This is a genomic window from Enterobacter wuhouensis (assembly GCF_004331265.1).
Classification (GTDB): Bacteria; Pseudomonadota; Gammaproteobacteria; order Enterobacterales; family Enterobacteriaceae; genus Enterobacter; species Enterobacter wuhouensis.
Genome location: NZ_SJOO01000001.1, coordinates 46,930 through 56,069, shown reverse-complemented (window position 1 = coordinate 56,069; position 9,140 = coordinate 46,930). Strand labels below are relative to the sequence as shown.

Annotated in this window: 18 protein-coding genes; 7 read left to right on the top strand and 11 right to left on the bottom strand. The window is 52.3% G+C overall.

Features of this window, described 5'->3' with window-relative positions; all coding sequences use genetic code 11:
- Positions 1-36: 36 nt before the first annotated feature.
- The 11 genes from E0L20_RS00340 to E0L20_RS00290 all read right to left on the bottom strand — a co-directional run bounded on the left by E0L20_RS00340 (position 37) and on the right by E0L20_RS00290 (position 5,499).
- Entirely contained in the window at positions 37-228 is a 192-nt protein-coding gene (locus E0L20_RS00340; protein WP_131632158.1) for a hypothetical protein, read from the bottom strand.
- Entirely contained in the window at positions 225-554 is a 330-nt protein-coding gene (locus E0L20_RS00335) for a hypothetical protein (protein WP_131632157.1), read from the bottom strand. Before E0L20_RS00335 ends, E0L20_RS00340 begins: the two co-directional genes overlap by 4 nt.
- Positions 547-1,041 (bottom strand): hypothetical protein, encoded by a 495-nt coding sequence (locus tag E0L20_RS24225; RefSeq protein WP_242673371.1) that lies wholly within the window; start codon positions 1,039-1,041, stop codon positions 547-549. The genes E0L20_RS00335 and E0L20_RS24225 overlap by 8 nt, the downstream gene beginning before the upstream one ends.
- Positions 1,038-1,553: a hypothetical protein gene (locus E0L20_RS00325; protein ID WP_131632156.1), complete on the bottom strand. Its 516-nt coding sequence runs from the start codon at positions 1,551-1,553 to the stop codon at positions 1,038-1,040. The genes E0L20_RS24225 and E0L20_RS00325 overlap by 4 nt, the downstream gene beginning before the upstream one ends.
- A gap of 2 nt (positions 1,554-1,555) precedes the next feature.
- On the bottom strand, positions 1,556-1,984 hold the full coding sequence (locus tag E0L20_RS00320; protein ID WP_131632155.1) for an ead/Ea22-like family protein: 429 nt from the start codon (positions 1,982-1,984) through the stop codon (positions 1,556-1,558).
- Positions 1,981-2,553, bottom strand: a complete 573-nt coding sequence (locus tag E0L20_RS23955; protein WP_242673370.1) for a hypothetical protein — start codon at positions 2,551-2,553, stop codon at positions 1,981-1,983. The genes E0L20_RS00320 and E0L20_RS23955 overlap by 4 nt, the downstream gene beginning before the upstream one ends.
- Complete coding sequence (locus tag E0L20_RS00310; RefSeq protein WP_131632154.1) at positions 2,550-2,894, bottom strand: DUF977 family protein; 345 nt, start codon at positions 2,892-2,894, stop codon at positions 2,550-2,552. Before E0L20_RS00310 ends, E0L20_RS23955 begins: the two co-directional genes overlap by 4 nt.
- Position 2,895: 1 nt before the next feature.
- Positions 2,896-3,585 (bottom strand): replication protein P, encoded by a 690-nt coding sequence (locus E0L20_RS00305; RefSeq protein ID WP_131632153.1) that lies wholly within the window; start codon positions 3,583-3,585, stop codon positions 2,896-2,898.
- Positions 3,582-4,514, bottom strand: a complete 933-nt coding sequence (locus E0L20_RS00300) for a replication protein (RefSeq protein WP_131632152.1) — start codon at positions 4,512-4,514, stop codon at positions 3,582-3,584. Before E0L20_RS00300 ends, E0L20_RS00305 begins: the two co-directional genes overlap by 4 nt.
- Positions 4,515-4,699: 185 nt before the next feature.
- Positions 4,700-5,242 carry a toxin YdaT domain-containing protein gene (locus E0L20_RS00295; protein WP_131632151.1) on the bottom strand — a complete coding sequence of 181 codons (543 nt, stop codon included), beginning with the start codon at positions 5,240-5,242 and terminating at the stop codon, positions 4,700-4,702.
- Positions 5,243-5,271: 29 nt separating this feature from the next.
- Positions 5,272-5,499: a helix-turn-helix domain-containing protein gene (locus E0L20_RS00290; protein WP_045348771.1), complete on the bottom strand. Its 228-nt coding sequence runs from the start codon at positions 5,497-5,499 to the stop codon at positions 5,272-5,274.
- Positions 5,500-5,610: 111 nt separating this feature from the next.
- Here E0L20_RS00290 and E0L20_RS00285 point away from each other — a divergent pair, with 111 nt between their 5' ends.
- From E0L20_RS00285 to gamL, 7 genes are all read left to right on the top strand, one after another.
- Positions 5,611-6,315 carry an XRE family transcriptional regulator gene (locus tag E0L20_RS00285; protein WP_131632792.1) on the top strand — a complete coding sequence of 235 codons (705 nt, stop codon included), beginning with the start codon at positions 5,611-5,613 and terminating at the stop codon, positions 6,313-6,315.
- 37 nt (positions 6,316-6,352) lie between these two features.
- Complete coding sequence (locus E0L20_RS00280; protein ID WP_131632150.1) at positions 6,353-6,838, top strand: lipoprotein; 486 nt, start codon at positions 6,353-6,355, stop codon at positions 6,836-6,838.
- A gap of 764 nt (positions 6,839-7,602) precedes the next feature.
- Positions 7,603-7,971 carry a hypothetical protein gene (locus E0L20_RS23950; protein WP_242673369.1) on the top strand — a complete coding sequence of 123 codons (369 nt, stop codon included), beginning with the start codon at positions 7,603-7,605 and terminating at the stop codon, positions 7,969-7,971.
- A 191-nt stretch (positions 7,972-8,162) separates the two neighbouring features.
- Positions 8,163-8,411 (top strand): DUF7446 family protein, encoded by a 249-nt coding sequence (locus tag E0L20_RS00270; RefSeq protein ID WP_022651079.1) that lies wholly within the window; start codon positions 8,163-8,165, stop codon positions 8,409-8,411.
- Positions 8,408-8,566: a hypothetical protein gene (locus E0L20_RS23830; RefSeq protein ID WP_165500669.1), complete on the top strand. Its 159-nt coding sequence runs from the start codon at positions 8,408-8,410 to the stop codon at positions 8,564-8,566. Before E0L20_RS00270 ends, E0L20_RS23830 begins: the two co-directional genes overlap by 4 nt.
- Positions 8,563-8,772 carry a hypothetical protein gene (locus E0L20_RS00265; protein ID WP_001514158.1) on the top strand — a complete coding sequence of 70 codons (210 nt, stop codon included), beginning with the start codon at positions 8,563-8,565 and terminating at the stop codon, positions 8,770-8,772. Before E0L20_RS23830 ends, E0L20_RS00265 begins: the two co-directional genes overlap by 4 nt.
- 72 nt (positions 8,773-8,844) lie before the next feature.
- Complete coding sequence (gamL, locus tag E0L20_RS00260; protein WP_131632149.1) at positions 8,845-9,129, top strand: host nuclease inhibitor GamL; 285 nt, start codon at positions 8,845-8,847, stop codon at positions 9,127-9,129.
- The last annotated feature ends 11 nt before the right edge of the window (positions 9,130-9,140 follow it).

Genomic DNA, 9,140 nt, shown 5'->3' with positions numbered 1-9,140 from the left:
ATAAAAGGCCACTAAGGGCCTTGATTTATATCTATGCTAATTATCGTCAATTTGCTCGTCATTCCTCCGCTTTGGCGGAGCATCCCTCATAACGCGCTCCATGCGGCGACCACACGCCAGGCGAACTTTGCGCGCGGCCTTCTCGATTGCAAGAGTTGGCTTGCCTACTAATTTGCAGAAAATCAGATTCGGCAGCACCACGGTGATTACGTAGCGGTTGAAGGTCACGGCTTCACCTCCTGCTGCGGCACTGTTGCGATAAGTCTGCTCCATGCTTCCTTCGAGTCTTCCGCGCCGTAGTCAATAATTGAGTCGAACTCGTCCAGCATCGCCATGGTCGGCTCAACCGGCACCAGCACCCAACCATCCGGAATCACCGGAGAGTTTCCTGCGTCACCCTGAAGCATGGCGGCGCAGCCTTGCCACCCTTCCCACATTGCCGCCATCATCATTAACCAGACGTTTCCACAGCCAGCTTTTTTGTTATCAAAGAACCAGTCAGCAAACTCTCGGCTCATTCCGTTTTGCTCTGCTATTTCGTAGCGATTATCCATTGCTCTTCTCCTGGTTAAGCATGGCGGCGCGGCGACCAGCTTTCCATGCTGATTCGGCCATAACACCAAGCATTTGCTTAGCTGTAGTGGTGTATTGGTTCTGCTGATAATGCTCATGCCATTCCCTACCGAACCACGAATAGAAATTATCATCAGCGTCAACTGCCGGTGCTGGCGGGGCGGTGTATAACGGCAAGTCCATCCCATGACCCAAGGGGGCAGGCCACATGTCACTTGTAGCGTGGGGAAAACGTAGTTCCTCTGCGTCGGTATACGCCACAGGCTCCGCTTCGAGCGATGCCAGCGCGATACGCGCCAGCTCTCGCACAACTTCGGGCGGTGCGTAACGATCATTCAAGTCATCCCATAAACGGAGCATGTTGTCGCTTTCGGGGTGAACATCCTCGTTTGTTCCGGCCAGTGCGGTAATAACCTCATCGGCTGCTTCAATTATTTTCTGCGCCTGGTCTTTGGTAATAGTGCTCATGCTGCGTTTCCTTCTGGTTTGTTGACTATTACGCCGTCATAAATTTCATTGAGATGGCCACGCAGCTCCATGCGGCGCAATGCAGACAGCATGTAGTCGCATTCAACCTGCTTGTTGCCTGTAAATGGCTTATCTTCTGGGCTTCCCCAGCAGCAGTTACCCGCTGGCCACCCATGAACTTTTCGCACCTTTCCGTTTACCACGTGCAGCAATCCCCACCCGGCAGGCAAATCATCGACAGTGATGATTCCAGGCTCGCTGATGAAGAACCGCCAGTCACCCATGCCAAGTTCAGGGTTCTGCCTGAAGCGTTTTTTTCTGTCAGCGAGAAGGTCAGCGCGTGAGCATTTAGCCTCTATCAAGCAGGAGGCAAAATTTCTGAACCCCATCGCGTCTGGTTGCTCTCCGGTGCTGGTCACTGCAACAAAACGATCATGAAAGCAGATCTTGAAGCCATTTCGTTTCAGGAAGGAGTAAGCGATCTGACAAAGTTCGTCGTGTGTTAAAGACATGTTCACTCTCCTTTACCGGCTGCGGCCAGTGCCAACTTAGACGCATCAATATTCCACTGCGCATCACCACAGCACAGAATCCCGTTTGAAGCTGCGTGTCCAAACGCCTCTGTATGTTCGATAAAGGCGTGCGCGCATTGGAGGTGGTTTGATAGCTCAGCAATCCGCTTCTCTGCGGCTTCTCTTCGGTTATTTGCACTATCGTACCGTTGCATCCATGACTTAATTTCAGCTTCAAGAAGGTCTTCCAGCTCCGCATTACGCTTGTCTTTGGCTTCCAGCTCATCCAGCGCCACGAGAACGGATTTACATTCATCAATGCTTAAGCTGATCGTGGTGTGCTTTCCTCCAGATGTCCTTTGAAAACCAAAAGCATCATTCAGGCGCCGATTAAGCTTTTTTCTCAGTTCGCGTTTGTCGATGTTGCTCATTGGGCGGCCTCCTTGCGAATTTCATTCGCGAAATCAGCTACGTCATCGGCGCGTTGCCGATATTTCAGACGAGATGACTCGCTAATGCTAATTCCTGGGGATGTTTCGTTTGCAATCGCATACCAAGCTTTCGCCAAGCGTTCCAAGCCCTGCGCCCGCACTTCAGCCAGGAAAGCATCGGTGGCTGGGGTTTCTGGAATGGCATCGGGGATAACCTCTGAGTAGACGCGTTCAATTGCCGACTCCCATCCGTAGTAACAGGCCGAATAACCGTCTCGCTGGTAGCCGCGGTCTTCAACTCCACATCCCATACCCTGGTCATGGTATTCAGGCTGATTGTCGGGATTAATGCAGTATTCAATGACCGACTTCAGCCCCGCATTCTCCGCAGCCAGCTTCTCAACCTGCATCTGCAGATTCTCGATAGTCGCATCAGCAGCACGGAACTCGCGCTGAGACGCTGCAAGCTTCTGCTGAAGTGCTGCGTAGTCGCTGTAATCAACAAGACTGCCGTTTGCATCTTCAGATACCGATGATGACCCATTAGCTTCATAACGTTTCACGCTCATACCCCTACCCTCCCCCAAACCATCAAAATTCGTTTCATCACCGCACTGTTGCGGCACTCCGGGCAGATCACGTTTGTCTCTGTGCGCTGCACCAGTTGCGTCGTGCCAATCTTCCTGGCGGGAACGGTGTCGGCCGCGTAGCGCATGCCGTAGCTGGTCAATCGGTAAATGCGTTGGCCGTAGCGCCCCTCACAGGCAATCAGCCCATCAGCCAGCAAAGAGCTAATCGTTCCCGATATCTTTTTGCTGGTCATGCCAACCAGGGAGGCCAGAAGCGCTGAATTGAGGCCCAGGTTGTTACGCAGTGCAGCCATCAGTTGGTCACGAATTGTTGTCGTCATCTCACACCATCCCGTTCGACTTGTTGCGATTGTACTTCGCCTGGAGCAGTTGGATCGGCGTCGGCCCGTGCTGGGCAGCCGGTGCTGCAATTGCCCGGCGTACCGGCGGCACTGGTTTACCCTCGGTAACGCGCTTCTCCCACATATCCAGCAGATCGCCCGCTTCGCGTGCCAGCTCACCATGCGTTAACTGGCGCTCTGTGCTGCGGTGGCGCAACTCGACGCAGATGTGGTACATGACCGGCTGCGACCAGGGGAATTGCTCACTGGAGGTGAATTCGAACGAACGGTTCCGCCAGTCCCAGTATTCGGCGATCACCTGGTCAACGGTGACACCCAGCGCCCCGCCACTCTTTTTGCACCAGGCGACGAACTGGCCCGGCGAAGGCATGAATGGACGCTCCTGGCGGCGGGCGACGCGCATACCTGCATCGACCTGGGCCATTGAGTGGATCCCGTTCTCCTGAAACGCCAGCAGCCACTGACGGCGGAATTCGTTCAGGTCGTCCTGGTTGCGGAAGTTCGCCATACTGGCCGGGAAAGCGGCGCGCAGCTCGTTGAACAGCTTGTTGAATACCTGAGCCACCTGCTCGACAGACGCACGCTCCTGGTACTGCTCTGGCAGGTTATGGGCCATGCGGCTCATCTGCTCGCGGTCGTGGTTACGCATCTGCTCTGCAAGAGATTTCATCGCATCACCTCATAGGCCCAGTCAGTGTTGTTGAAGTCCAGTTCCGGCTTGCCAGGTTCTTCGCCTGTCTGCTGCTTGTTGCGTTTGATATCGAGTTGGGTCCACTTGTCGCGCAGCGTTGCCGGGCATAGAACATTCCCCTTCCAGAACTTGTCGTTACAGGCCCATTTGAACAGGGCGGCGATTTCGTAATGGGTACGATCGTCACGCTCGCGCATCAGGCGGATGTCGTTAGCCCACGATGCGTAGTTTGGTTTTTTGGCAGATGGTGAAATGTTCTGCACCATGGCGAACAGCCATTCAGCGCAGCGTAGGTCTTCAGAGTTCCCCCATTTTGTGCCGCTCTGAATTGCTGCTTCAGATTTCAACACAGGAGGTTTCTTTCCTGGCTTGTCAGAGGATTCGTCAGAATTCTCGGACGTAGAGTTATTTATATTCTTGTTATTACCTTCTTGTTCATGATGTGCGGGGAATTGTGCGGCCTTATGTGCGGCATACCCATCTGAACCCCCGCCATTACTGGACTCGTCATGTGCGCCTGTATGTGCGGCTTTATGTGCGGGTAAATCGTCCATTTTTTGAGCATATTCGACGTAATTTGTGATGGTGATCACCCTGCCTTTTCGCTTCTCTCCCTCGATGGAAATCATCCCTTCGCGGACGAAAACTGACAGCATTCTCTCCACTGCGTCGCGGCTTGTCGGGTTGCCCTGACGGTCACACAACTGAAGGCCAAGATCTGCAGCAGTGACGACCAGTTGACCGGGTTGCAGAGGCCATTGCTTGCCCTTGAAGAATGCAGTGTAGGGCTGTCTGGCTGCGTCTATGAGCAGGTTCTCCCACAGCGCGCGCAGGAAAACATCCTTAGCCCAGGACTTCTTCTTGATGCTCCGGTACAACGGGACGTAACCAGACTTCTGGTTCTCCATCCTGTTGCTCCTTGCGGCTGAGTGCGCCGCGAAATTTGCGTAAGCGACGTTCGACACAGTTAAACCTCCTGCGCCTGGCTTTTTGGATTAGCGTTTGTCATAATGACCTCGCAATTGACTGACGTTTGTTGCACCAGAAAGTCGGTTCTGTTCCCGCAGACCGGCTTTCGCCATTTCTGTAGTTCTCACATAACCCCCAACATCGATGTGACCATCGTCATCAGCGGCCCTACCTGCTCCGGCATGAGACGGAATAGTGACGCTATGCCCTCGCTTACCTCTTTCAGCTTCTGATGCTCTGGAGCGTCCAGAAGCACTGCCTGTTTAGCCTCGGCACACTCTTTCATTGCAGAGGCGATTAGCGACATCGTGTCGTTCTTCGGCGCCAGACGGTTGCGAAATTCCAGCGGCAGGACCGCCATGATTGCGGGTGTCAGATGGCGCACGTTCTCGCGGTACTGCTCGGAGTCGAAGCGGTTATCCAGGAAGCGAAAGAGCTTCTGGCGCGCCCGGCTGATGTCGTCCGGAAAGCTGATGGCGGTCCCGCCCTGCTCCCGGTATTCGTTGATGATCAGCGCCGAAACGACGTCCTGATTGTCCAGCGCCGAAGACCATGCCCGGACCGCATCGCGGATCTTTTCGTGGTCCGGCACCGCCTTAGCTTGAGCGCGGTTTATCATCGCTCCCGGGTGTATTCCGGTATTGTGTTGATACGCAAGTGAATGCATTGCTTTCCCTTTCGTTGTTTGGGCCGCCGTTAAGCGGCTGTGTTATTCGCCCCAAGCAACTGGGCGAGATCTGGACGGATATCTGCTGGTTTAAGCTTGCCGTTGGTTGCAGTGACAATCTTCATTACGTAGCGGGCATCAATGCCGCCACCGTGCAACCAGCGCCATACCGTCGGCTGCGCCACGCCGCACAGGTCGGCTAATTTCTTCTGGCTACCAGCGATATCAATGGCGCGCTGGATGGTTTTGTTCGTCATATTCCAATTCCTATGAGTATTGGTGTAAATTGATAATAGCAATGCGTATTGGTTTAGGCAATAGCTAAACGTGTTTTGACCATCAATACGCAAGCGTATAAATTTAAAGTCATGAAAAAAGAAACTCTTGCAGAACGCCTTAATCAGGCGATGGAACTATCTGGCATGTCTCAGGGCGCTTTGGCTAAGGCGTCTGGAGTTGCTCAGCCCACTATCTGGAGGCTGACCAGTGGCAATGCCCGCGGCTCAACTAAAATCGTTGAGATCGCCAATGCGCTTGGCGTTCGCTCTGAGTGGCTTTCAACCGGAGTTGGACCAATGCGTGACGATGGTCAAACGCCCGCAATTTCGCAGCCAAAAACCGAGCCTGGGCCTACTGACACATTCCGCATTGAAGCGCTAGACTTTTACGTAAGCGCTGGGCCAGGGGCCATCAATAGCGAATTTGTAGAGGTGCTACGATCCGTGGAATATTCAGTCGAAGACGCTCGCCAGATGTTCAATGGCAGGAAGGCGGAGCAGATCAGAATCATCAATGTTCGCGGTGACAGCATGTCCGGGACGATTGAGCCAGGCGACTTACTCTTCGTCGATATCAGCGTTCAGCACTTTGATGGCGATGGAATTTACGCCTTCATCTACGACGACACCTCACACGTTAAACGCCTGCAAAAGATGAAAGACAAGCTTCTGGTCATTTCAGACAACCAGACATACCGCCCATGGGATCCTATTGAAAAAGAAGAAATGAACAGGATACTTGTGTTCGGTAAAGTGATTGGCAGCATGCCTCAAACATACAGAAAACACGGTTAACATTTTTGCCTAACGGCTTTTCACAGCAAGGATTATCATGAAAAAGTTAATTATTGCAGCGACAGCAGCTGCGCTTCTCTCTGGGTGCATGTCAATTCCTAAACCAGTAAACCTCCCGCCGTTCCCGCAGGCCGAGTATGACAAGTTGAAGCTTGATGGCTCTGAGAAACTGACTGGTCAGGCCTTCCTCAAGACAATGGGCGGAGACGTAAAAGTAGCGGCCGGCAGCCAGGTGATCCTGATGCCAAAAACCTCTTATACCGATTTCCAGTTCACCACCTGCATGGGGCTTACCCGCTGCGACAAAGAAGATATGCGTGCCGCGAAGTATGAGAAGGTCACCATTGCTGATGCCCAGGGTAAGTTTGAGTTCGATAACATTGCCCCTGGCGAATATTACGTTCAAACCACCGTTACCTGGATGCGTCCATCCACTTACGGGTTGGTGACTGAAGGCGGTGCACTGATGTCCGCTGCGTCAGTAAAGGCAGGCCAGAACAATACGGTAATGGTTACCCGATAATTTTATCAGTTGAGAAGAACCCAGCCATAGCGCTGGGTTTTTTATTGCCTGCAGCTAGCCCGCCTATCACAGCAATTCCCGCCCCAGTGAAAACACGCTCCGAATCTCACTCACACGAAAAAATATCAAATTAAATTCCTTTAGCTATCAATGCATTAATAGCGGTTGCTATTATTTAATATCAATACGTATTGCTATAAACAATACTCATAGCTATTATCAATCCATCGAAACGAAACATCGACAGCTGAGCGAAGTTAGCCAGCGGCGGACAGCAAGTCGCCTGCTTTTTAACAATATGCTAAGTCGGAACAGCACTCAGTAATCCTGTTTAGACCCCAACGTACAAATTCGGCATAGCACCGGGCGCGATCCGGTCGGTGTGAGGCTACCCCCTCGCGAGAGCGATAAAGGCGTGGGAACGGGCAACACTGGCGGGATGAGAGGTGCGAAGCGCAAACAGATTTATTCCAGTCCATTCGTAGTTGAGTGGGCTGGGCTGAATCAGAGAGTCTTTTTGGGCAGTTGATCAATTCGGTCAAGCGGCTAACCGCCCCCACCATTTGCGATACGGCAAATTGAAACAGATGAGTTACTCGAGCGTAAGCAATGATTTAAGGCAATTAACCCCAAACTCATTGCTATCTGTACAATCACCTTAAACTCCAATCATATGCTGTAAAACTCATCTCAAAATCAATTAATTGCTGAATGAGATATGTAGAATATGCATAAATTAACTTTGAAACTAACATGGCTAACTGATGAAACCCGTTGTTATCGCGTTGATGATCTCCACGCTCAGCGCATGCGCTTCCTCTACCAATGATTTGATGTATCAAAATTGCAGAGATGGAGGAGCATCGGTTGATGAGTGTAATGCTCGATTATCTGCATACGATTCATCTTATGACGAGCATGCGGATTGGGGAGATATCGGCAGTAAAGTACTAGCTGGCGTTGCAGTCGGCGCAGTTGTAGTGGGAGCTGCGGCTGCCGGAGCAAATGGCACTGGCACAACGCAAACCTTATACAAAGGTAATTGCGAATACTCGAATGATATAGCCTCCGATGGCACATCGTGTGGGGGTAGATCAGCCGAAGCAAGGCCTGGTGGTTACGAACCCTATTAAATAATCAAACCCGCATCTGCGGGTTTTTTATTGCATCAATTATACAAAGCCGCCTAAACAGCGGCTTTTTTCATACCTCAGTCTCTTCACCGAGGCGGCTTAGTTATGACAACCGGCGGCCATCCACCGCCCATTAGCGCAGAAGTCTTGTATTAACCGTTCCGTTCGCCGCGATAAGGCCAAGAGGATTTATGAGCAACCCAATCACAGTAGGTTTTTCAGGCCTGACGAAGCGAATTTTCGCGGGTCGATCAAAGCCAAGCAAATTGGCGCCTGGCGTTCGTGAGTTCACCGGCGAGAAATTTGATGTCACAGACGAGGCGCTATTTGCAGTGGCCCATCTTCTCGCGGTTCGTGATGACATCCTGATATTCCCGACAGCTGATGGGAAAGAGATTCACCTCCGCGCCGATATCAAAGAAAAGCGGGAGGCATCATGACAGTCACCCACAACGGCAAACAATACACCGCCAAAAAGCTCAACGATAACGAGTGGCAGCTGACTTCAGTATCGGCACCGCGTGAAAAGCTGAAGCTTAACCGCTGGCAGATGCATATCGCTGGACTCCTGAACCAGGTTGAGGTGAAGGTATGATGCACCACTACGGCACCACCCCGCTTATTCGCCAGTGCGTCACGCCCGGCATGATGGCTATGCATGAAGGCCGCACCTATCGCGTCTCAGCAGTCATTCAGGAGCGCAAATGGGTGTACCTGCACACCGATGCAGAAATCATCCGCCTCAGTGACTGCGTGATTGACGTCCTTCTGGACGGTCACGGCAACCCTATCCAGCACTAACCACCCTATTCAACCGATCGGCCTGGCATTACGCGGGCGGGATCTGCACATCCAAATTTCAGGAGTTCAGCCATGAACGCATACTTCACTTACGACCGAATCGAAGATCGGCGCTGGGTTGAACAGCAGCTCACAGACGAGAAAGAGAAGTGGATCGACGACCGGGCGCAGCAAATCATCGACATGATGCCAAAAGAGCCGTCCGGCCTCTTCCACTTCTCGGTCCCGATTGACTCCAGCCCATACGAAGGACTTCGCAGCGATAAAGCTGGCGAAGCCTACAACGATTTCATTTCGGCAGTTGCTTACGCCCAGGCGGAATACGACTGGGACCACCGTACCGGCTGCCCGTTTTAATTTTTGAGGGA

Coding starts and splice junctions, on each gene's coding strand:
- E0L20_RS00335 (WP_131632157.1), bottom strand. CDS start 554: ATGGATAATCGCTACGAAATAGCAGAGCAAAACGGAATGAGCCGAGAG.
- E0L20_RS24225 (WP_242673371.1), bottom strand. CDS start 1,041: ATGAGCACTATTACCAAAGACCAGGCGCAGAAAATAATTGAAGCAGCC.
- E0L20_RS00325 (WP_131632156.1), bottom strand. CDS start 1,553: ATGTCTTTAACACACGACGAACTTTGTCAGATCGCTTACTCCTTCCTG.
- E0L20_RS00320 (WP_131632155.1), bottom strand. CDS start 1,984: ATGAGCAACATCGACAAACGCGAACTGAGAAAAAAGCTTAATCGGCGC.
- E0L20_RS23955 (WP_242673370.1), bottom strand. CDS start 2,553: ATGAGCGTGAAACGTTATGAAGCTAATGGGTCATCATCGGTATCTGAA.
- E0L20_RS00310 (WP_131632154.1), bottom strand. CDS start 2,894: ATGACGACAACAATTCGTGACCAACTGATGGCTGCACTGCGTAACAAC.
- E0L20_RS00305 (WP_131632153.1), bottom strand. CDS start 3,585: ATGAAATCTCTTGCAGAGCAGATGCGTAACCACGACCGCGAGCAGATG.
- E0L20_RS00300 (WP_131632152.1), bottom strand. CDS start 4,514: ATGGAGAACCAGAAGTCTGGTTACGTCCCGTTGTACCGGAGCATCAAG.
- E0L20_RS00295 (WP_131632151.1), bottom strand. CDS start 5,242: ATGCATTCACTTGCGTATCAACACAATACCGGAATACACCCGGGAGCG.
- E0L20_RS00290 (WP_045348771.1), bottom strand. CDS start 5,499: ATGACGAACAAAACCATCCAGCGCGCCATTGATATCGCTGGTAGCCAG.
- E0L20_RS00285 (WP_131632792.1), top strand. CDS start 5,611: ATGAAAAAAGAAACTCTTGCAGAACGCCTTAATCAGGCGATGGAACTA.
- E0L20_RS00280 (WP_131632150.1), top strand. CDS start 6,353: ATGAAAAAGTTAATTATTGCAGCGACAGCAGCTGCGCTTCTCTCTGGG.
- E0L20_RS23950 (WP_242673369.1), top strand. CDS start 7,603: ATGAAACCCGTTGTTATCGCGTTGATGATCTCCACGCTCAGCGCATGC.
- E0L20_RS00270 (WP_022651079.1), top strand. CDS start 8,163: ATGAGCAACCCAATCACAGTAGGTTTTTCAGGCCTGACGAAGCGAATT.
- E0L20_RS23830 (WP_165500669.1), top strand. CDS start 8,408: ATGACAGTCACCCACAACGGCAAACAATACACCGCCAAAAAGCTCAAC.
- E0L20_RS00265 (WP_001514158.1), top strand. CDS start 8,563: ATGATGCACCACTACGGCACCACCCCGCTTATTCGCCAGTGCGTCACG.
- gamL (WP_131632149.1), top strand. CDS start 8,845: ATGAACGCATACTTCACTTACGACCGAATCGAAGATCGGCGCTGGGTT.